This is a genomic window from Desertivirga brevis (genome assembly GCF_017355835.1).
Window position 1 is genome coordinate 1 of the sequence record NZ_JAFEWF010000011.1, and the last position, 22,686, is coordinate 22,686.

20 protein-coding genes are annotated in these 22,686 nt (G+C 40.1%); 11 read left to right on the plus strand and 9 right to left on the minus strand.

What is annotated here, in order from left to right:
* Nucleotides 1-908 precede the first annotated feature (908 nt).
* Nucleotides 909-1,109, minus strand: coding sequence for a hypothetical protein (locus J4N25_RS22325; protein ID WP_207424035.1), 201 nt, complete (start codon nt 1,107-1,109; stop codon nt 909-911).
* A 765-nt stretch (nt 1,110-1,874) separates the two neighbouring features.
* Between J4N25_RS22325 and J4N25_RS22330 the strand changes: the two genes are divergently transcribed.
* Complete coding sequence (locus J4N25_RS22330) at nt 1,875-2,093, plus strand: hypothetical protein (RefSeq protein WP_207424036.1); 219 nt, start codon at nt 1,875-1,877, stop codon at nt 2,091-2,093.
* A gap of 67 nt (nt 2,094-2,160) precedes the next feature.
* Here the strand turns inward: J4N25_RS22330 and J4N25_RS22335 are convergent, their stop codons facing one another.
* Complete coding sequence (locus J4N25_RS22335; RefSeq protein WP_207424037.1) at nt 2,161-3,447, minus strand: pectinesterase family protein; 1,287 nt, start codon at nt 3,445-3,447, stop codon at nt 2,161-2,163.
* A 195-nt stretch (nt 3,448-3,642) separates the two neighbouring features.
* On the opposite strand from J4N25_RS22335, the gene J4N25_RS22340 reads away from it, so the two are divergent.
* The 9 genes from J4N25_RS22340 to J4N25_RS22380 all read left to right on the plus strand — a co-directional run bounded on the left by J4N25_RS22340 (nt 3,643) and on the right by J4N25_RS22380 (nt 12,476).
* Nucleotides 3,643-4,224, plus strand: coding sequence for a uracil-DNA glycosylase family protein (locus tag J4N25_RS22340; RefSeq protein ID WP_207424038.1), 582 nt, complete (start codon nt 3,643-3,645; stop codon nt 4,222-4,224).
* A 21-nt stretch (nt 4,225-4,245) separates the two neighbouring features.
* Entirely contained in the window at nt 4,246-4,932 is a 687-nt protein-coding gene (locus tag J4N25_RS22345; protein WP_207424039.1) for a hypothetical protein, read from the plus strand.
* Between the two features lie 97 nt (nt 4,933-5,029).
* Nucleotides 5,030-6,163, plus strand: a complete 1,134-nt coding sequence (locus J4N25_RS22350; RefSeq protein ID WP_207424040.1) for a hypothetical protein — start codon at nt 5,030-5,032, stop codon at nt 6,161-6,163.
* Between the two features lie 128 nt (nt 6,164-6,291).
* A complete protein-coding gene (locus J4N25_RS22355; RefSeq protein WP_207424041.1) occupies nt 6,292-7,194 on the plus strand; it encodes an outer membrane protein assembly factor BamD in 903 nt (300 codons plus the stop codon).
* Entirely contained in the window at nt 7,187-7,519 is a 333-nt protein-coding gene (locus tag J4N25_RS22360) for a DNA-directed RNA polymerase subunit omega (protein WP_207424042.1), read from the plus strand. Before J4N25_RS22355 ends, J4N25_RS22360 begins: the two co-directional genes overlap by 8 nt.
* 156 nt (nt 7,520-7,675) lie before the next feature.
* Nucleotides 7,676-8,875 carry a bifunctional phosphopantothenoylcysteine decarboxylase/phosphopantothenate--cysteine ligase CoaBC gene (coaBC, locus tag J4N25_RS22365; protein WP_207424043.1) on the plus strand — a complete coding sequence of 400 codons (1,200 nt, stop codon included), beginning with the start codon at nt 7,676-7,678 and terminating at the stop codon, nt 8,873-8,875.
* A complete protein-coding gene (gene porD, locus J4N25_RS22370) occupies nt 8,872-9,774 on the plus strand; it encodes a type IX secretion system protein PorD (protein WP_207424044.1) in 903 nt (300 codons plus the stop codon). The genes coaBC and porD overlap by 4 nt, the downstream gene beginning before the upstream one ends.
* Nucleotides 9,775-9,866: 92 nt before the next feature.
* Nucleotides 9,867-11,528 carry a DNA repair protein RecN gene (gene recN, locus J4N25_RS22375; protein WP_207424045.1) on the plus strand — a complete coding sequence of 554 codons (1,662 nt, stop codon included), beginning with the start codon at nt 9,867-9,869 and terminating at the stop codon, nt 11,526-11,528.
* Nucleotides 11,529-11,657: 129 nt separating this feature from the next.
* Complete coding sequence (locus J4N25_RS22380) at nt 11,658-12,476, plus strand: enoyl-ACP reductase FabI (protein WP_207424046.1); 819 nt, start codon at nt 11,658-11,660, stop codon at nt 12,474-12,476.
* Nucleotides 12,477-12,540: 64 nt separating this feature from the next.
* Here the strand turns inward: J4N25_RS22380 and J4N25_RS22385 are convergent, their stop codons facing one another.
* Both J4N25_RS22385 and J4N25_RS22390 read right to left on the minus strand, forming a co-directional pair.
* Nucleotides 12,541-12,939 (minus strand): hypothetical protein, encoded by a 399-nt coding sequence (locus tag J4N25_RS22385; protein WP_207424047.1) that lies wholly within the window; start codon nt 12,937-12,939, stop codon nt 12,541-12,543.
* A 90-nt stretch (nt 12,940-13,029) separates the two neighbouring features.
* Nucleotides 13,030-13,731 (minus strand): SDR family NAD(P)-dependent oxidoreductase, encoded by a 702-nt coding sequence (locus J4N25_RS22390; RefSeq protein WP_207424048.1) that lies wholly within the window; start codon nt 13,729-13,731, stop codon nt 13,030-13,032.
* Between the two features lie 269 nt (nt 13,732-14,000).
* Between J4N25_RS22390 and J4N25_RS22395 the strand changes: the two genes are divergently transcribed.
* Complete coding sequence (locus tag J4N25_RS22395) at nt 14,001-14,957, plus strand: GDP-mannose 4,6-dehydratase (RefSeq protein ID WP_207424049.1); 957 nt, start codon at nt 14,001-14,003, stop codon at nt 14,955-14,957.
* Here the strand turns inward: J4N25_RS22395 and J4N25_RS22400 are convergent.
* The 5 genes from J4N25_RS22400 to J4N25_RS22420 form a co-directional block, all read right to left on the minus strand.
* Complete coding sequence (locus J4N25_RS22400; protein ID WP_207424050.1) at nt 14,929-15,867, minus strand: lysylphosphatidylglycerol synthase transmembrane domain-containing protein; 939 nt, start codon at nt 15,865-15,867, stop codon at nt 14,929-14,931. The two genes, J4N25_RS22395 and J4N25_RS22400, sit on opposite strands and share 29 nt — an antisense overlap.
* Nucleotides 15,845-16,792 (minus strand): glycosyltransferase family 2 protein, encoded by a 948-nt coding sequence (locus J4N25_RS22405; RefSeq protein ID WP_207424051.1) that lies wholly within the window; start codon nt 16,790-16,792, stop codon nt 15,845-15,847. Before J4N25_RS22405 ends, J4N25_RS22400 begins: the two co-directional genes overlap by 23 nt.
* Nucleotides 16,789-18,387 (minus strand): ArnT family glycosyltransferase, encoded by a 1,599-nt coding sequence (locus tag J4N25_RS22410; protein ID WP_207424052.1) that lies wholly within the window; start codon nt 18,385-18,387, stop codon nt 16,789-16,791. The genes J4N25_RS22405 and J4N25_RS22410 overlap by 4 nt, the downstream gene beginning before the upstream one ends.
* A gap of 39 nt (nt 18,388-18,426) precedes the next feature.
* Nucleotides 18,427-20,298 carry a PAS domain-containing sensor histidine kinase gene (locus J4N25_RS22415; protein WP_207424053.1) on the minus strand — a complete coding sequence of 624 codons (1,872 nt, stop codon included), beginning with the start codon at nt 20,296-20,298 and terminating at the stop codon, nt 18,427-18,429.
* Between the two features lie 105 nt (nt 20,299-20,403).
* A complete protein-coding gene (locus J4N25_RS22420; protein WP_207424054.1) occupies nt 20,404-22,446 on the minus strand; it encodes a TonB-dependent receptor in 2,043 nt (680 codons plus the stop codon).
* Nucleotides 22,447-22,686: the final 240 nt, after the last annotated feature.

A 22,686-nucleotide genomic window follows, 5' to 3' on the forward strand; every position in this document is an offset into this window, starting at 1 on the left:
TTGGATAAATTTTCTAACGAAAAGTTTCCTTCCCGTTATGCTACATGATTATTTCTTTTTAAGAACTTTTGCGCCTCTCCATCTCGGTTCGGCTTTATTTCAATTGATTTCACCGATTTGACCTGGCAATTTCACTGATTTTACTTTTTCAATTTTCGCTTTCTGCATTGCGCTTCGGCGACCCCCTTTGGTTTGGGACTGCAAAGATGAGAAGTTTTTTGTTTCTCTGCAAATTTATTTGAAGTTTTTTTCTTCGTTTTTATTTGCTCTCTGCTGGTTTTCAGTAGCGTTAAGGCGTTTTGCTTTTGCTTTTAAACCTGCCCGTTTCGGGACTGCAAAGGTGAGAATCTTTATTTAATCTGGCAAGAACTATTTTAAAATTTTTTTTACCTTCTTTTTCTCTCTTCTTTCAACTCCGGTAAGCCTTGCGCTCTTCCGTTTTTCCCAGTCCTGTTCGTTTTGGGACTGCAAAGGTGGGAGTTTTTTCTTTAGCCGTCAAGCTGTTTTTTAAAATAGTTTAAAACAAGTTGATGATCTGCGTGTTAGTGTTGGTTTTCCCCTCAGCAGATCTCCCATTCCTGTGAAACCTATTCCTAAACGAGGGGATTTTGTCCTTTAGTATCATGGATCTTCATTTTTTCTTATTGTTGTTGTTACTACTTATTTAGTGCTCTCCATTGGACTATCTATGCTTTATCTGTGCTTCATCTATGCACTATCTATGCTCTATCTATACCTTTGGTATTCATGAGATATGTCTTTGCCGGAACTGTTGAAGGCAAAGAAGTATCACATCCGCTAATTTGTACACTTCATACCTAATCTTTGAGAAAGAAGACCAGCTTAACCTGTCCATTCTCCCCCCCTTTGTTCAGTTCTCGCTCATACCTTGGTTACCCTTTCTTCAGCTAAACAGGTCGGAAACGGGGTTTGAACTGAACAAGAACTGAAGAAGGACTGAACAAGAGCTGAAGAAATGGCTCGCCAAGTGATTGGATTATCATCACTTCACCGCCAAGTGCCGCCATTTGACCGCCAGATACCACCATCAATTTTCTTGAATGTCTGGTTGTTTTACATTTGCTAAGTAGAACCTTCAGAACTTTCATCCGCCCTTGCAGAGCTTCTGTTCATGGATGTTTTTACGGAAAATTAGCAGCAAACGCCCTACCAGCTTTTGTACTGCTTCGGATCTCTAGCCATCAGCTTCCGATCAGTTGCGGATAACGTGCGCTGAAACCGCACATTATCCGCAACTGATAAGCAACTGAACGGAAGCAGACCGCACCAGATCCGAAGGGGGTAGGAAGCATATAGGAAGAAGGTTCTCAGCCAAAACTCGCTAAAGTCTGAACAGGAATTTAAAAACCCTGGCCGCTGGACATTTCCAGCCAGTCAGAAAGGGGTCAGATTCGGGACAGGTTCGAGGCAGATTTGGGAAGACCCCCCAATTTTCCGAACAAAGTACCCCCTTTTCCCGAACACTCCCCGAAGAAAGTACCCATCCTTCCGCATCTGGCCGCAAATGCCCGCAATTCCCCGCAAAACGCCGCAAGGGCTGGTTTCTTTGGTAAAAATGCTTTTTGACTTCCTTACATTTGTGCTGTTGGAGAGATGAAATTGTCTGGCCGTTACTCAGATGAATCATTTTTATGATACCCAAATGCAAGGGTATCTATTGCCGGAGCGCTTTGCACTACTTGTCGAGCAATTGTATAATGACTGTGGCGCCCCATAGAAAGAATCGGGCCGGACTTTACAGGACTCGGCAATAAAACCTGTAGAAGCGCTTGCAATGGAAAATACTTCCGCTTGCCTAATACAAATAGTAGATCTTCTAATAATACAATTCCGTTAATTACGTATTATAGTCCGTGGCAGAATTATTAGCAATTATAGTAATTGGGGGAATTTTACTCGCCCCTCAGATCATAGCAGGGATGCTGGCTCGCAATACCGGCAGAAACTTCTGGTTTTGGTTTTTCATATCCTTCCTCATTCCTATCATTTCAATCATTATTCTGCTTAACCTGGAAGACAAGAACGAAACCAAAGGCTACAAACTAGCTGATCATGTAAAAAAGAAAAGCTAGTAAGAACGAATCAAATAAATGGGGAGGAAACACTCAACAATGAAACCCTTAATATAACGCATAACAACTAAGGTTTCAACTTCAAGCCGGCTACCCTAATGTTCACACTTGCCTCTGATGCGAAGATCAAACCTGTACCGACATCAATCTTCTCAGGCTTATCTCCTTTATCAAGCAGAGCAAAGCGCAATACTGATCCTCCATTAGAAGCTGTCCACTTCAAAGTCTTTCCGGCCTTAGTTTTTATTACCGGATTGCCCCGTACAGTCACCGGTTCTGAGAAAACGACATCAACTGTACGATGTACCTTTCCTATTTTGACCTCCAGAACTTCCGGTGCATCTGTTCTTTCCGGATCCCACTTATCATCAAATGTCCATTTAGCAGTAATGTCGCTTATCGAGGGAGCTCCTGCTGCTTTTGAAAGATTGTTGTTTAACCACTGGGGTTTTCCTTTTTCTGCAGAGCAATCTGCGAAATAAACTCGTCTTCCCCATTGGAAATCATCATTAGGACTAGAGGGAGCATTTGTATCTATAATATTCCTTGTGCTATCTGAGAACTGACAACCTATAAGATAAAATTGGGAGTCGCGGGGATAACGACCGAGCGGATAACTCCTGGCACCATCGAACTTAGAATTTTTAATAACAAGTTTCTTTCCCGGATCTTTACCACCATCATGCCACAAGGCAGCTCTGGTGTCTACTTCGTAGAAGGTCGAGTTGTTGACATAACACCAGCCGCGCGGACATAAAAAATCAATGTTCCCCTCGAAGTGACAATTGTCATGGTAATAGTATCCTCCTCCTTCGGCCCATAAGGCAACAGTATCATTTCCGTTAGCTATAAAGTCGCAATTTTTAGTAATCACAAAAGAGCCTCGTCCGTACAAGGCAAAGGTGTGACGCCTGTGTGGATAGGTGTTCGCTATTGTAAGATTTTCGAGGACTACTCCGTTCCCAAAAATATTAAATACACCCCTTGATATGCTTTCATTTCCTGCTGGAATCGAAAATTCTATTCTCGTATTCTTTCTGCTTTCTCCAATGATGGTTACGTTAGGCCGGTTAACAGTAACCTTTTCGTTGTAAACGCCATTCTTTACATATATAATGATACGGTGGGTAGATGCATTCGTAACGTTAAGAAGAGCTTCTCCCAGGGTTTTGAAAGAACCGGAACCATCTTTGGCTACAATAAGGTCGGGACGTAAGGTATCGATGGTCGAATCAGTCCTTCTCTTTCCAGCATGGGCTGCAACACTGGTCAAGTTCATAAAGAATATAGCCAGAGTCAGAATTAAAAACGTCCGCCTCGTAGTGGTGGAAAAATAGAATAGTTGATCTTTCATTAAATTATATAGTGTACGCTGCCGCCCAGCAAGAAGTAAAAGTAGGTTCAGCGATATTGGTTATTGTAGACCAAAATTAACTGCCGTACTACGATTAGTATTATAGCATTTTTGCCAGCTTTTGTAGAATATTAAGTTAAAGATAACTTATAAAGATCATCACCGTTAGATAATCTCAGACTCCCTTGTTTTGTAATGGATACTCTTCTTGAAGAAATAAGACGTTGTGTAATATGTAAGGAAGGATTAGGCTGTCGGCCGAGACCCGTAGTCCAACTATCCTCATCTTCTAAAATTATTATCGTTGGTCAGGCTCCGGGACGGCGCGTTCATGAGACCGGAATTCCATGGAATGACGCCAGCGGAAAAACTTTAAGGGCCTGGTTAGGAATTGATGAATCGGTATTTTATAACCCTGAGTACTTTTCTATCATGCCCATGGGTTTCTGCTATCCAGGTAAAGGCAAATCAGGAGATCTTCCTCCACGCAGAGAATGCGCCCCGCTTTGGCACTCGCGTATCATGGATCTTTATAGTTCCAAACCTCTTATATTATTAATAGGACAATATGCACAGCGCTATTATCTAGGGAAGAATTATAAGTCTGGACTTACAGAAACAGTCCGAGCTTATACGGATTTTCTTCCTCAATACTTTCCGTTGCCACATCCCTCTCCAAGGAATAGAAATTGGATAAAGACCAATCCTTGGTTTGAAGAGGGGGTAATCCAGGATTTAAGGGAGAAGATTAAGGACTTGTTGAAATTAAATTTATAGCTTTACTTAAAACTTAACGCTATGAAATATCTTAACCTTCCCTTATTACTCCTTTTATTCTATTCATCATCTTTTTGCCAGGAAACTGTTAAAAAAAAGAAATACCTGTTTGGTAACCTGGTATTGAAATATGAGGTTCTTAAAGACAACAAAAAGATCAGACACGGAAAAGCCTATATTTATAAGGACTCGGTGTTACTAGCAGACGGTCGCTATGAAAATGACCAAAGAGCTGGCAGATGGATCTTTTTCAGCTCTGATAAAAAAATGGAGCAGATCTATGACTATAGCACCAAAACACTAAAGGTTAACAAGCCTGCCAGCACAGTAAGCTATGATATACCTGCCAAGGTTGGTGACACCGTTCAACATCCTGCTTTAATCGGAGGTCTGGGTACCGGGATCCCTTCCTTTATGGAGCAGTTTTTAGGTTCTTTCGGTCATCCTCGGTTTAACATCAACTGTGACCTCTATTTCATATTTCAATTGGATGAAAATGGGACTTTGAACAAATGCAGCTATCAACTTAAATCAAGCGATTATAATAATGCAGGCACAATGAACTTCTCAAAAATGCCGGCAGAAGCTTTAGTTTTTTCTCCTGCGTTTGTTAATGGAAAACCCGTAGCTTCTACTTTAATTTACAAAACAAAGTATTTCACCAGAACGAGTACTGTTATTTCTTCAGTCACTACCACTAGATATTAGCAACAAGGACATCAGTTGATAATTTGATCAGTAAGGCCTGGCCCCTGCGCCTCGTTTTTATATTCGCCTGGATTTATATATTTGTGACTATAATTATATGAATACTAAATCTTTCACACTCGCAGTGCTCTTCTCTGCACTTCTCATTTCTTTTAAAGCGAGTAAAGCGCAAAACAAAAATTTCGAAAAAGCTTATTTTATAAATAAAACTGACACCATCTCCGGGTACATCCTCCGCGACAGCGAGTTGGGACTAAGTAAATCGTTCTATTTCAAAAAGAATTTGTCGGATGAAAAAACCCTTTACACACCAAATGATGTAGAGGAATTTACTTTCGCTTCAGATTCTATAACTTTTCGAAAAATCCTGTTCCGTTTAAATCCACAAGATACGATTAGCGACCCGAGATTTGCAAAGGTGCTTGTAAAAGGGAATACTGACCTTTATAAACTGCAGCTTTCGCAGAAGGAACTTAAGCCAATATACCTTACGGAAATTGATTTTGTATATGTTTTAAGGAAAGGAGAAGAATACTTCGCCTTGAGCCAGGAGGAAACAATGATTGATACATTTTACAGCCTGAGAAAAAAGTACACTGGACTACTTAGGGCCCTGTTCTCTGACTGTGAGAAATTAGCGACCTTCGATTTTGACGCCATCCCTTTTGAAGATAGAAGCATTATTGAAATTACACAAAAGTACAATTCTTGTCTTGCCCCAAATGAAGCTTCAAAAGACTATAATTACAAGGTGAAAGCTGTTTCCAAACGTGGCGTCGAACTGCAGGCAGGAATGTTTTTGCCGAAAAATATTACAAATTATTTAGAAAACAGCTCGAGCTTTTCCATTGGCTACTTCTGGGACATTTTCCGCAAAGACAAAAGCAAACTAGGCTCGATAAGAACAGGCATTAACTATATGTATGTTAATTACAATTACGAGAAGCACGACTTTGTAGAACATTTCTTAAGATTTCCCTTTTACCAACAATTGAACTTCCGGCCCTTTACATCCAAAGTTATTCCTTTTGTAGATTTCGGATTAACCCCAATCCTGTCTACCAACAACAAATTTGAGTACCTGGATATCATTCCATTTGTGGAATTAGGAGGAGGTATATATGTTGGCAGATTAAGATTTTCAACAATACTAACTAACACACGTGTGTCTTTAAAGGCCGACAAATTGCTAAGCATTGGTGTTGCATGGACTCTTCATAAACAAGATTAGCGTAATAAAGAAAGGGGCTGTTACGTTTCTGTTAAAGTTTGTTAAAGCCCTGAAAGCTGTTTTAAAAGCTAGTACTTTCGGAACAATTAATAGATTGACAAATAAGAGATTTAACCTATCTTTGCAGGATGTTTAAAAACAAGCGTGTTATAACGCATTGCTTAATAATAATGTTGGCTACTGCCGTTGGTTGCAAAAGTAAATTTGAAAAATTGCAGGCAAGCAACGATACTGGTAAGAAATACCAGGAAGGTATCCGTCTATACAACAATAAGAAATACAGTAAAGCACTTATACTATTTGACGACCTTAACCAGAAATACAGAGGTCGGGATGAAGCGGAAGATCTGGCCTTTTATTTGGCGTATACCAATTACAAGTTAAAGGACTACACTACCGCAAGATATCAGTTCAAGGTTTTTGCAGATACATATCCAAATAGTCCGAAAGCAGAAGAGTGTCGTTACATGTCTGCTTACTGTTATTATTTGGAGTCTCCAAACTACTCGCTGGATCAAGACAATACAGTTAAAGCCATAGATGCTTTGCAGTTGTTCATTAACTTGTACCCAAAGAGCGAAAGAGTTTCCGATGCAAGTAAGCTTATTCAGGACCTTCGGGATAAATTGGAGAAAAAAGCATTTGATAATGCTAAACTGTACCTGACCACTGGCGACTATGATGCGCAGAACTACAGGGCAGCAGTAATTGCATTCAGAAACGTTTTACGTGATTACCCGGACACGAAGTATGCAGAGGAAATAGGATACCTGAGTATCAGAGCCCAGATCCTTTATGCTCAGAACAGTTTGGAAACAAAACAGGAAGAACGATACACTGAAGCTGTTACCATGGCTGATGAGTTCGCTGAGGATTTTGCAAACAGTAAATACCTGAAGGAAGTTAGGGATATGAGAAAACAGTCTGAACAAGGAATTGAGCAGGTTAAGAGGATCCTTGCTGCCGAGCAGGGAAATAACAAAAAGAACGACAACAAAAAGGAAGATAATAAACAAGCTGAAAATGAGTAGCACTAAAAATACACAAGGAGTACCAACAAGTACAGTTACGCGGGATGTGCGTCAACTTGACCAAACTACTGGCAACTTATACGAGTCGCTGGTTGTGATTGCAAAAAGGGCGAATCAAATTTCTGCTAACTTGAAAGAAGAATTGCATAACAAACTTTCTGAGTTTGCTTCTTCTAACGATAATCTTGAAGAAGTTTTTGAAAATCGTGAGCAAATTGAGATATCTAAGCATTACGAGCGTATGCCGAAACCGAATCTTATTGCCATGGACGAATTTTTGAACGGTAAAGTTTACTACAGAAATCCTTCAAAAGAGCAGAAGTAATTTGTTCTTATATACCTATTGCCTTTTAAATTTTATACCTTGAGGGATAAAGTTTAAAAGGCAATTTTATGTAAGTTTGAGCCTGAAAGGGGCTTGAGGCAAAAGCATAAGCCTTAATCAGCTTGCGGCCGGAACATTAGAAAGGCCCTTAATTTTATGCTTAAAGGAAAAAATATCATACTGGGCATTTGTGGCAGTATTGCCTGTTATAAGTCAGCCATCTTAACCCGATTGTTGATTAAGGCCGGAGCAAATGTCAAGGTTGTTATGACTAAAGATGCAACCCATTTTATCGGTCCTCTAACACTTTCCACTCTATCTAAAAATCCAGTTTATACCGAATATTTCAACTCGACGACAGGCGAGTGGAACAACCATGTAGACCTGGCACTATGGGCTAACTATATTGTTATTGCTCCGGCCAGCGCCAACACCATGGCCAAGTTCGCAAACGGGCTATGTGATAATATTCTCACCGCTGTCTATTTATCCGCTAAATGTCCAATATTTCTTGCGCCGGCAATGGATCTCGACATGTGGAAACACCCTTCTACCCAGGCTAATATTCAAAAGCTTTTGTCTTACGGTAATTCGATCATTCAACCAGGACATGGAGAACTTGCCAGCGGACTTGTAGGCGAAGGGCGAATGGCTGAGCCTGAAGAAATTTTTCACTTCTTACAGTCGCAAACCGAGTCAGGGCTTCCTCTAAAGGGCAAGAAGGCTTTAGTTACAGCTGGCCCAACTTATGAAGCTATTGATCCCGTAAGATTCATTGGCAATCATTCTTCCGGAAAAATGGGATTTGCAATTGCGGAAGAACTTCAAAGGCAAGGAGCAGAAGTTCATCTGGTAACCGGCCCGACATCTCTTAAGGTTTCTAATAAATGGATCAACAGGCGTGATGTAGTTTCAGCACAGGAAATGTTGAGTGAAGTTGAAAGGATATTTCCTGAATGCGATATCACTGTTATGAGTGCAGCCGTGGCAGACTATAAGCCTAAGCAGGTGGCAGAGAATAAGATTAAGAAGGACGAACAGGAATTCAATATAGAGCTTGTAAAAACGACTGATATACTGTCAAGCCTGGGGCGGACAAAAAAAGAAGGTCAAGTTCTTGTAGGATTTGCACTTGAGACAAATAATGAGCGTGAAAACGCGTTAAAGAAGCTGGAGAAAAAAAATCTCGATTTCATTGTGCTAAATTCCTTGAATGATAAAGGCGCAGGATTTCAGTCTGATACCAATAAGATTACGATCATTGATAAATATCAGACAGAAGAAACCTTCGACCTGAAATCAAAAGAGGAAGTAGCTAAGGATATTTGCAGTAAGATTTTAGCCTTTATAAAATGAAAAGATATATACCCCTGTTAATCCTGCTATTGCTTACGTTTACTGTTAAAACTGAGGCACAAGATCTGAATGCCAGGGTCCAAATATTATCTCCGCAGGTTCAAAATACTAATAAAAGGCCTTTAGAAGTATTACAGGCGGCAATAAGAGACTTCTTAAATAACAGGAAATGGTCTAATGACAACTTCGGATCACAGGAAAGGATCGATTGTAATTTTGTGATCAATATCCTTGAATGGGACGGTTCTTCAAATTTCAAGGCAGAAGCACAGATCCAGTCTGCACGCCCTGTTTATGGAAGTAGTTTTAACAGTACTGTTCTTAACCTAAGTGACAAGGATTTTGCTTTCACGTATTCAGAAGGACAGCCTTTAGACTATTCAGACCAAAATTATGTAAATAACTTATCCTCCCTTTTGGCTTACTATGCATACATTATTATTGGAATGGATTACGACACCTTCTCCAAAATGGGGGGAAGCCAGTATTATGCAAGAGCGCAAAACGTTGTCAATAATGCACAAAACGCAGCTTTTATAGGATGGAAAGCGTTTGAGTCAATGAGGAACCGGTACTGGCTTGTAGAAAACCTTACGAACAAGGATTATAATCCGATACGCGAAGTTCTATACGAATATCACAGGAATGGCCTTGATTTGATGCATGATAATCAGAATAAGGGCAGGAAGCATATTCTAAGTCTGCTTCCAACTCTTCAGAAGATCGACAAGCAAAAGCAGGGAGCAATGGTGAACCAGGTCTTCTTTACCTCGAAAGCTAATGAGCTCGTGAACGTATTAAGCCAGGCTTCTCCTCAGGAAAGAGTAAAGTCTTATAATATCCTTAGCGCGCTGGATCCTGCAAATATTACCAAGTACGAGATATTGAGAAAGAATTAGCAAATATATTGTTGATCTTCATTTTGAAACTTTTTACTCGTTCAACAATTAATCATCTAACAATAACTAAACAAGTTCTAGCTGCATAAAAGATGCTTAGTCGCCTTACCATCAGAAATTACGCTTTAATTGAAAATCTTGATATCAATTTTTCTGAAAACCTGAATATCATCACTGGAGAAACAGGTGCCGGAAAATCTATTATACTTGGAGCCCTTTCTCTGATCCTGGGACAAAGAGCAGAGAGCAAATACTTCTATAATCAACAGAAGAAATGCGTTATTGAAGGATATTTCAATATCGGCAGTTATGCACTAAATACTTTCTTCGAGGAAAAGGACCTGGATTTGGAACAAGAAACGGTGTTGAGAAGGGAAATATCTGCAGATGGCAAGTCTCGGGCGTTCGTCAACGATACTCCTGTTAATCTTACAACGTTAAGGGAATTAGGGGAGCGACTTATCGACATTCACTCCCAGCATGCTACGCTGGAAATTAATAATGAAGATTTTCAACTGCTGGTAGTAGATACACTTGCAGCTAACGAAATCTTGCTGCAGAATTATCAGAAGAACTACAAAGCATACCGCAAATCGGTTAACCGCCTGAAAGAGCTTGAAGAGATTAACACACAGTCAAAGTCGGACCAGGATTACTTTCAGTTTCAGTTTGAAGAGCTGGATCAGGCTAACTTATCGGAAGATGAGCAGGATGGCTTAGAGCAAGAACTGAATAGCCTGACACATGCTGAAGAGATCAAGAAGAATTTACTTGCTGCTTCTTTCGTGTTAAGTGAAGACGAAAGATCTGCGCTTCTGAATTTGAAAGAGGCTTTGAATCAGTTACAACAAATTGAGAAGTTCTTGCCTGACGCGGTAAGTTTAACGGAACGGCTTCAAAGCAGCTTGATTGAGATCAAGGACATTCAATCGGAAATAGAAACTCTGGAACAAGGTACTTATATTGATGAAGAAAGACTTGCCGAGGTAAATGAACGTTTAGACCTAATCTATAAGCTTCAGAAGAAACACCGTGTTGGCAGCAACAAAGAGTTAATTGAGATCAGAGACGTGTTATCCGATAAGCTTAACTCAATCTCCTCGTCAGAAGAAGAATTGGATAAGCTGAAGATTGAAATTGAACATTTAAGAGCAGAATTGATAGTACTTTCAGATACTCTTTCCGCCAGCAGAAATGAGGTTATTCCCTCTATCGAGGCGAAGGTGAAAGAAATGCTTGCTGATGTGGGCATGCCAAACTCTGTTCTAAAGATTGAGAACGTTCTTCTTTCTGAGGATGAGTTCAACAGCAATGGAAGGAACAAAGTACAATTCCTGTTTTCGGCAAACAAAGGTCAAGAACCGGCACCTATGAATAAAGTTGCCTCAGGGGGTGAGCTTTCCAGATTAATGCTTGCTATAAAATCTCTGATCTCCCGTCATATCGCTTTACCTACTATAATATTCGACGAAATCGATACAGGTATCTCAGGAGAGGTTGCTCAGAAAGTAGGCCGTATTATGGAAAGGCTTTCGGAAAGCATGCAGGTGCTTGCCATTACTCACCTTCCTCAGATCGCCAGTAAGGGAAGTGCCCATTACTGGGTTTATAAGGATGACAGGGAGGATATCACTCATACAAATATCAGGGAGCTTTCAACGGAGGAACGGGTACTTGAAATAGCAAAAATGCTTAGCGGAGAGAATCCGGGAGAGTTTGCCCTGCAACATGCTAAGGAATTGTTGGAAGGATAAGGGGATTTACGAATTACGATTGGATCTTCAGCGATAGATATGCGGCCTAAAGTGACTCTGCAATCTGTTTCTTTTATTTTTAAACTAACCGAATAGTTTCCTTATTTTAGCCCACCAAATTATTTGATAATGGCTTACAACTTATTAAAAGGTAAACGCGGCATTATTACAGGTGCTTTAAATGAAAACTCGATTGCCTGGAAGGTGGCAGAAAAAGCGCATGAGGAAGGTGCTACCTTTGTTCTTACCAATGCTCCTGTTGCAATGCGCATGGGAGAAATAAATGCCTTAGCAGAAAAAACTAATTCTCAAGTTATTCCTGCTGATGCAACCAGTATTGAAGATTTAACAAACTTGTTTACTCAATCTCAAGAAGTACTTGGAGGTAAAATAGATTTCGTTCTTCACTCTATTGGTATGAGTGTTAATATGCGTAAGAACATACCTTACACTGAATCTAATTACGATTACTTTTTAAAAGGCATCGATATATCTGCACTTTCGTTTCACAAGATGTTGAGTGTTGCGAGACAACTTGATGCAATCAATGAATGGGGAAGTGTTGTGGCTTTAACTTATATGGCCGCCCAACGCACCTATCCTTTTTATACTGACATGGCTGATATCAAATCAATGCTTGAGTCAATCGCCCGCAGCTTTGGATATCACTACGGTGTAGAGAAAAAAGTAAGGATCAATACAGTTTCTCAATCTCCAACTAAAACTACTGCAGGTACCGGTATCAAAGGATTTGGTGATTTCTTCGATTATGCAGATGCGATTTCACCTCTTGGTAATGCGGATGCCGCATCTTGTGCAGACTTCTGTGTTGCTCTATTCTCTGATCTTACCAGAATGGTGACTATGCAGAACTTATTCCATGATGGCGGTTACTCTACTACAGGTGTAAGTGCAGAGGTTCTTAATAAAATGGGAATAACAAGCTAAGGAAGACCAAAACAACCAAATATAAAAGCCGGTGCTGATTTCAGACCGGCTTCTTTATTTATATTTAGAATTGGGATTCTACAAGGATAATCTTCGCTGTTATTGTTTGACCGGGAGGTGTAATAGTGGTCCCAGGATCAGAGCTTTCCAACTCCAGGTCTATTCGCCCTGGGCTCGAAGTAAACCGGTATGACACCCCGTTGGATACCTGCGGCAACTTCTCATAAGTTCTGTTTCCGAAAGTTAAATAGACAAGCACTCCCCCCCTTTCATTAAACTCATTCGTTATTTCAGGCATATCTATCGTAGCGAAATAGTTCTTTCCTAAATTCTTGGTAGACCAGCTGCTTGCCGGAATATTTACAATGATCGTCCTGTTTTCAACTACATCCACATACTGATTCTTCTGGCAAGACGCGAAAAGGAAAAGTAATGGTACAAGTAAGGTTAGATAAAGCTTCATAATCTAAGTGTGTGTTTTACTTAGACGACGAGTACCCCTCCCTTGTAACAGAAAAAAACAACTTTTTTAAACTAGTTCTACTTTTCGGGTTTAAGGCGTAGTCAGAGCAACTGGAATTACCTTCCCATTAAAGAACTTATGCCCCGTTAAAGCGAAATCCGCGATGTATTTCCCCATCTCAAAAGCCATTACCGGAGAGGTATATCCAGGAAAAGCCTGTTCAAGCATTTCTGTTTGTGCCGAACCTAAGGCGAGACAATTGAAGCGAATATTACGCTCTGTGTACTCTGCAGCCAAACACTCGGTCAGGGTATGAAGTGCAGCTTTACTTGCAGAATAAGCAGCCAGTCCCGGAAACTTCGCGCTATGCTGGTAGCCACCCATGCTGCCTATGTTGACTACATGAGCTCCGTCATTTAGAAGAGGCAACATATTCTGGATCATTTTAACATGCCCCAGGAGATTGCTTTGAAGCATTTCAACGAAGTCAATTTGTGTAGTATCTTCGAAAGGTTTATTAATCAACTGACCTGCATTGTTGATGAGCACATCAATTCTACCAATCCGCTCTGTAACAAAATTAGCAAGTGAGCTATAATCATCGTGAACAATATCAAATTTTGCAGGAAAGAGGTTAGCCTCCGGGTTTAAGTCCTTCGCAATTTCGTATAATCTCTTCAGCTTGTCCTGAGAACGAGCCAAGGCAATTACTTCATTTTCGTTTTTTAAAATCAGCTCCAGAACTGCTTCAAATCCAACTCCGCTACTTGCTCCAGTTATAAGAATTTTCATTTTTTTACCTTTTATATTTATACAGGATCAGATGCACCAAAACTGTACCTCTGTGGTGCGAAATTAGGTAATAATTAGTTAAACCCTAAGCTCAATTGATGAAGGGCAAATGAGGTATTTCGACCGGGCCTTCTAATGTTTTACTTTTAAATGAGCTGTACTTCTAGCGCAAAAGATTTAAAAATGTAGCTTTGCGAATTATTTTTGAGGCACATAAAGCTTCCATGCATATTTACAGGCGCAGGTGCCCTCAACTTTAAATCAATTACATGAGACATATCCTGGTTACAGGCGGAGCTGGTTTTATTGGTAGCAATCTGATCAAAGAGTTACTTAAGGATCCTGATACTCACGTCAGCAGTATAGATAACTTTGATCCTTTTTATTCAATTGAGCAGAAAAGACTGAATATCGGAGCTTTTACCGAGAACGCTAATTTCGACTTTATTGAGGGGGATATCAGAAATATTGAGGACCTGAGAAAAATCCGGAACATTGATGTTATTGTACATTTGGCGGCAAAGGCAGGTGTCAGACCTAGTATCAATAACCCTGTTTTGTACCAGGATGTCAACGTTAGCGGAACTCAAACATTACTTGAATTTGCAAAGGAAAGAGGGATTAAACAATTTGTATTTGCCTCTTCCAGTAGCGTCTATGGAGTTAACCAGAACGTGCCATGGCATGAGGAAGAGAAACTTCTTCCTATCAGTCCTTATGCATCGACAAAATTATCAGGAGAGATGCTAGGGCATGTTTACAGTCACCTTTATGACATTCGCTTTATAGCCCTTAGGTTTTTCACGGTTTATGGGCCAGGTCAGCGTCCCGACCTTGCTATCCACAAGTTTTTTAAATCGATCTTACAAAACCAGCCTATCCCGGTATATGGAGATGGAAGCACCAGCAGAGATTATACCTTTGTTGCAGATACAGTAAAAGGGGTTATTGCTGCCATCAACTACGATAAAAGTAATTTTGAAATCATAAACTTGGGTAATCATAAAACGGTGACCTTAAGCGAGCTTATTGAAGCGGTGGAAAAAGCCTGTGGTCAAAAGGCAATTATTGACAGACAACCAGAACAACCAGGAGACGTACCTCAAACGTATGCTAATATCTCTAAAGCTCAGGAGTTGCTAGGATACAATCCGTCTACTAATCTACATGATGGATTGCAGTCTTTCTTTGCGTGGTTTAAGGAGAAGGAGACTGTTGTTCAATAGAGCGGTCGGCATCTTTTTCAAATTGCTCCGCTTCCTCTTCGCTTGGAGGATTAGCGAATTCGCTTGAGCGATATACAAAGTACATCCCCGGGAGAGCTGCAATGGTAGAAATAATGAAAAAGGCAAGTGTAACGAAAACTGCAAGCGACTGGTTCATATTGAATACTCCTGAAGCGTGAGTCATTACATATTCTCTTAATCCAAAACCCCCGAATGTAACCGGAATTACTGTTGCAACAGAAGCCACTAAAAAGCTGAATAAGTAAGGCGAAAACTTCCCGACAAACTGTTGCGAAAGAAGGATACATATCACCGCTAGTAATTGGAAGGATTGTACTATCAAAGCTTTTCCCTGAGCTGGCAAAAAACACCTGGAATAGTCTGGAAAAAACTTCTTAAGGACAATATAATAGACCAACGTTCCAAGCATCAAGGCGACAATAGGCAAAGCAACCGCAATTTTCACTTGAGGAATCAAAATAATCAGAATTACACATAAAGTGCCTATTGCCCAGAGACCACTCAGCCGGTCGAGCAGCAATGCCAGAAAAATTCTCTTAGTAGGCAATTGGTATTTTTTTCTAAGAATATAGATCTTAAAACCATCGCCACCTATTCCCCCTGGCAAAAAAACATTGTAGAATAGACCCAGCAGGTATAAACGCAGGTTGTATCCATAACTAATATCCATCCCAATACTTCTCAGAAAGTCTAACAAACGCCAGGAAGAAAAAACCTGAGAAAGACAATAAGCAACAAGGGCAAGAAAGATATACAAAGGATCACTTTTCAGGAAAATATCTTTTACCTGAACGAGGTCTATCTTTCTTGAGATAAGATAGATCAGCAATATTGTCACCCCGATCTTTAATAAGATCTTGGCGGCATTAGATAACTTCTTCTTGTCCATTAAACACTCGTCTTACCTGATATGTCTTTCGGTTAGTCCCTTCAAAATATGTACGGATATTTATTTCAGCCAGGATTCCAATAGTGATCAGCTGTATGCCCCCCAGAAGAAAGATCAAACCAAGGATGAGGATAGGCTTACCCCAAATATCCTGACCCATTATTTTTAATGCCAGAAGGTACAAATTGATTACAATTCCAAGGAACAAGGCGATAAAGCCGAGAGAACCAAAAAGGTGCATGGGTTTCTGTATATACTTCCGGAAGAAAACCATGGTGATCAAGTCGGACATTACCTTAAAAGTTCGGTTCAATCCATATTTTGATTTTCCAAATATCCGGGCATGGTGTTTTACATCAACCTGTGTGATATTAGCCCCCTGTAATTTTGCAAGTACGGGTATGAAGCGATGGAGCTCTCCATAAATTCCAAGATCCTCAGCGATTTCCCTTTTGAATACTTTCAGGGTACATCCGTAATCTTTAATATAAACACCGGTCATTCTGCGGATAAGTGCATTTGCAATTTTCGAAGGAATCTTACGAAGGAACATTCCGTCCTGCCGGTTTTTTCTATTCCCCGCCACAACGTCCCAATCTTCGTCTTTAAGCTTCTGCAACATAAAAGGAATATCAGAAGGATCGTTTTGAAGATCACCGTCAAGCAGTGCAACATACTTTCCTGTAGTATGATCGATACCTGCTGTCATAGCAGTACTCTGGCCATAATTCTTTCTTAATTCAACCAGTACAATGCGCTCATCAGCCTGTTTCTTAATTTCTTTCTGAGTTCCATCGTTCGACCCGTCATCTACAAATACGACTTCATAGTCAATGCCGCCTAAGGCATTACGAATAGCTTCAATCAATGGAGTAATATTCTCTCGCTCGTTTAAAACTGTAATTACTACAGAAAGTTCCCTCATTGTACTTTAAATAATTTCAGATTGCCTTCATACGTCTTTAACAAGACTGCAGCAGGATTTTTCAAATCGCGGTCAAAGGTAAGATAATAACCTGGCTTACTATCCTCTTCGGTGAATTTAACCTTGGCGTTACGGGCCCGTTCTATATAGAAAATAAGCCTGTCGTGAAACGGAATGCTTACTACTTCCGGATGATATTGATAAAAATAAAAAGGAGCGTTAGAGCTTGCCTTTCCCATTTCTGTACATACTGTTTTATAATAATTTCCTTCATGTTTGACGTTCCTCTCAGGAAGAACAAATAAGCTGAAACCTAATCTAACAATAATCAGGAAGGCCAGGAATGGTACTATCTTGTAGTTTTTTGTCTTGATAATAGCCAGTACACAAAGGCCTATTAAGATCACAACAACTGTTGCTTTCAACACAAGAAAAGACACGGAAGGAAGCTTCCCAGAAATAACTGCAGCTGGAACAGCCAACATCACCAGGACGGATAGAATTAGCAGAATAGTATTGAAAATCTTATTCAGGCGCGGAAAGCTCTCCCTATAATTGAAGTATGCATGAGTAAACACTATTGTTACCAGGGGATAAAGCATCAACAAATATCTTGGCCGGGTTTCAGGTGAAAGCCAGTATACCCAGATATTCGCCAGAAAGATCAGGCTTATAAATTTCAAAAATTCGTTTAGCCAGATACCACGGACGAACTGATTATGAAAGCAGAAAAGAAGCATCAGGCTTACGGGAAACAAATGCCCTAAATGCTCCACGGGAAACATTAGTACATGTTTGACACTTTTGGCCAGTCCTACCCTGCCGGCAGTTCGTTGACTACTTTGATCCCAGATAGTGCCAAAGTATCCTTCAAGGTTGGGGTTATGTAAGGAATAGTTATAAAAATATGCTCCTATTATCGTCAGACAAATGACGCCTGAAAGGATATGCTGCCAACTGAAGAACTTTTTGAAATTTCGGGTATAAAGAAGCAGGGTAATGATGCTGAAACCCTGGAAAACGATAGATGGCAAACCTTTACACAGGAAGGTGATAGCGGTAATGATATACGTAGATAGAAATAGCTGGAACCACTGTTGCCTACGATAGAAGTAGAACATACCCATGAACGAGATGAAGGTTAGCCAGGAGTAGAAAATATCAATGTGTCCCAGCATCGAATCGTACAGCAACATTCTTCCATTTAGCATAAAGAACATTCCACTTACCAGTGCAATCCTCTTGTCTTTAAGGAAATACTTAACGGAAATAAAGATGGTTATAGCATACAGGAACATTGGAACTTCTGCGGGTAGACGCGTTACAAACTCAGAGTAGCTGCCTGTTAACAGATACAATGAGGCGAGTATCCAATTGTAAAAAGGAGGCTTATTGTAATAATATTCTCCACCCACCGTAGGTACAGAATAATTCTTACTTAAGATCATCTCTAAGGCTACATTAGCCCTTGTTGGTTCATCGGCAAAAAGAGGTAACAATCCGAGATTGATGAAAAAAGCCGGAATTGCCAGTAATAAAAGAAAGATAAACACTCTTTCGGGATACTTTTCGAAATAATTATCGATCGACTGCATTAGATGCAGTAAAGATAAAAAAAGCTCAGGGGCGTTTTGTTAAATATTGTTTAATCTGATCTTAAATATTGTCCCTATTTCCAAATCACTTTCAACAGAAATATTTCCACCCAATGATTCTACCTGTGCTTTTACCATGTGCAGCCCTAACCCTTTACCCTCAACTGAGTTAGTAAAGCGCTTATATAAACCAAATAACTGATGCTTATATAATTTCAGGTTTATACCTATTCCATTATCCTGCACCTCTATATAAGTATACTCCTCATCCTTAAAAGTTCTTAGAGATATCTGGGGTATTCTATCAGGATGCTTATACTTAATGGCATTCGAAATGAGATGATGGAGAATACTTTGAATATAACTCTTTATATTAAGCATTTCGTTCACGGATAGGTCCAGCGCAACTACTGCATGAGACAGCTTTATCTGTGTTTCCAGATCGTGTAGGATACCCTGGATTATATCATCTATAAAGAATAATTCCTTTTTTTCGTTTAGCGGTGATCTTACCGCTAAAATATCATTGAGATCTTTTATAAGGGCATCGATTGCCTCTGCTGACTCAACCAAATTTGCTAGCACCTCCCTTGTTTCTTCCACCGGCAACCCAATTTTTAACAAATAAGATATACCCAAAATATTAGCTACGGGAGCACGAAGGTTATGAGATACGACATAATTAAACTGCATTAATTCGTTATATCGATGACTAAGCTCTTTCAAGAGCTGCTCCCTCTCTTTTTCACTTTTCTTGATATGAGTGATATTTTGAGCAAGCAATACGAGACTTTCGATATTGCCTTGACGGTCTTTTACCGGACCAATGTTTATATCATACCATTCGTCAGCAGGAGTAGCTCCCTGACCCATGATCTGTAGTCGCTGCTTATCTCCGGTTCTAAAACATAACTCAAGCTTATCTCTAAACACTTCCTTATAATCATCATGTGTAAAAAAATAAGCAGCAGCTCCAATAACTTCCTCAGGCTTCCTTACTTTTAGAGTGTTAATGTATTTGATCTTAAGCTCCCGGTCTACTTCCACAATCAACACGGGTGAACTTTCGGCTATTGCCTTAAAATGATCTTCGCGTTTAATAAGAGCTTCGGAAGCTTTGACCTTATCCTTTTGTGCGGCAATAGTACTTGAGATGTCCCTTATGATTGCAAATACTTCCTCCTCACCACTTTTCACCATCCGGGCTTCGAAATATCGCTCTTCCATACCCTCTTGCATCTGGTACTCATAAGTTACCATGTTACCCAAGGATGAGACTTCCTTTGCCGAGGCAAGAAAAGGTTTATGAATCTGAGCAGGTAAATAATCTGCGATTGAGCGTTCAAGATCAGAGTTACGATAATCGCTAAACCCTCTATCGGGAGAATAAAGAAAACACTTTTCAGTGGCCGTGTTTATACGGATCAAGGTATCGGGGATAGCGTTAAGAACAGCCCTGAGCCTTCTCTCTGTTGTGCTTACAGCATTAGCCTGCATCTCCAGGGAGGATTGATCCACTTGAGGTTCCCCTTTTTCTGAAATATCAACTATATAACCTTCTAAATAAAGAACAATTCCTGTTGGGCCGGGTATGGCGCTGGCAACCTCTCTAACCCTTTTTTGCTTGCCGTCTCTAGTAAGGATCCTGTATTCGCAAATAAAATCTTCCTTTTTATCTAAATGTTCTGAGAGGCGCTTCGAATGCAATTGCTTGTCTTCAGGATGAATCAAACCGCCCAAACCTAAAGGTGCATTGACTAACTCATGAGGGAGGTACCCTGTTAAATCGAAACTACCTTTGCTGGCATAGAGAACAGATCTGCCTGGCTCAAACTTGCATCTATACACCATGCCCGGCATGTTTTCCAGAATGTTCTGAAAAACAGACTGGCTTAATTTTTTATCCTCCATTTTATCCCCTGCGGAAAGCTTTACAAAAAACTCATCATTAAACAGCTAAAGATAAACTATCAGGACAATAGAGAAAAATAATTTCTTCAGAAGCTTAAAATGGAATTAGTATCCGAAGGTTAAACCGAAATAATAATTTCTTAGGGCTGCAGCATTGAAAAAGCGGTCGCCTGCTGCGTTGAGATCATTGCCCAAACTATATGATTCATTGAGGAGGTTATCTCCTCCTACATAAAAACCGAAAGGAAACTTTCTACTTCCTGATTTCCATGCAACCCGCGCGTTCAGCAAATGATAAGATTTAGCAAAGGTTGAATTAGCATCGTTTAAAGGGATTTCTGATGTATAATTATGCTGAATAAAAAATGAAAAATCTGCAGGTAAGCTGGTTTTTAGAGAAGAAATGATTGTTTGTGCCGGCACCCCGGTTAGTTTATTACCTGAATAATCTTTCAACCCATTGCGATTAAACAAATATTCCTTAAAGCGGAAGCGATAGATTGTGGTGCTGTTTTTCAGCTGCAAAGATTTGATAATCCGTGATTGAGCAAAGGGCAGTAATTGCACGGAAAGCTCAGACTCCAATCCTCGTTGGTCTGTTTTTCCTGCATTCACGTAATAATCTGTTTCGTTTGGATTTACCCCTCTTACTATTGCATCATTAAGTTTATAATCGAAATAAACCGCATCCCAATACACCCTGTTCCTTAACATCGACAATCTTAGTCCTAACTCTCTTGACCAACCCTTCTCGGCCTGGATGTTTGTATTTATGGCAGTTCCCGAGGGATTGACCTCTTCAAGCGATGGAGGAGAAAATCCCCTACTCACAGAACCGCGAAAATTAAGTCCGGGAAGCGGCATATACGATACCGCAAATCTAGGCATTAATTCATTTTTTTTAAACCTTCTTTCCAGCTCTGCTGAACTTTCTGGAAAAAGGGAGAGATAACTATAACTGAAGCGGTTTATACTAACTCCTGTTTCGACTGATAATTGCTTTGATACAGCAGCTGAAAAGTGAGCAAATCCAAAACGCTGATTTGCATTCAAGTCTGCCCCCTGCTGCTGGTTACCCATTGCTCCAGCATCATTGACGAAGTTATTTTTTAACATTTTCGTCTTTTGCCCCTCGAAGCCAAGCTGAATGGTAAATGGGAAATAAAATTGTTTATTGGAATATTCAATGTAGGTCCTTAAACCTAAGGAACTTTCATCCCTTAATTCATAATTGGCAACAGCTGGATTCTCAAAGTCGCTCTTAGAAGCAGTAAAAGATATAATATGCTTCAACCTGTCTGAAATGGCTACTTCATTAGCCATGCCCGCCAGCCATGTTTTGTTGCTAACTTCTGCTTTTTGAATTATCGCCTGCCGCCGTGCGCTATCAGGACTAGCGTTAAATTGCGCTAGAGTTAAACCTCCGGGAGTTTGATAACTTAGATCGGAGAATAAAATAAGGCTCTTTAGTTTCGAGATCCGGGAATATCTCCATTCAGGATTAATATGAATATATTTTCTGCTTGCGCTGCTTTGTTGCCTGTATCCCTCAGACCGGAGGGATCCCTCGTGAACTCCTATTGAAAAATTCCGGCCCTGTTTGTAAAAAGATAGATTCTGGTTAAATGTATTATAGGAACCCCCACCCAATGATGCATTAACACTTAGGCTATCTTGTGCAGTGAAGGGTCTTATTAGAACTACTCCCCCTGTATTTGCACCATAAATGCTGCCCTCAGGTCCTTTCAATACTTCTATTGAAGAGGTACTGCGGGGATCTATCAGATTGAGATAAGAATTTCCGGATGCATCTGTGAGTATAAAATCGTCGACATAGATCTTTACGTTCCTTACACCAAAAGGAGATCTTAACAAGCTTCCTCGGATTGAAAACCTGTAGCTACCGGGAGAACGCTCTTCCATTCTGACACCGGGTACGGTATTTACTGCGGGAACAAGAGAAAATGGGGAATGATCTTGAAGAGTAGCGCTTGAAATTACACTTATAGAAGAGGGAACTCTTAACAGGGGTTGCTCTGTAAAATAAGCTTTTACGTGTACTTCTTTTAATGATGAGCTATCGGCTACCTGTTGACTATAAGCTTGATGTAAAACCAAAAAAAGGAGAACTAAGACGATCTTTTTCATTACAATTTGTTCAACAAGTATATGTATTAACTAAAGGGCCGGCAAACACTTAAACGGCAAAATATATTCATTCTAAACATTAACAGCATTTCCTCGGATTTGTCTTGAATTTAAAAATAAGTTAAACTCAATAATAACCTGGGCGTTGATTATAGAAACCGCACGAGCAAAAAACTCACAAATGAAGTTGAAAGTAAAGGCGGCTTGTTAAAGTCATAAAATCACTGAGAAGCAATCTCT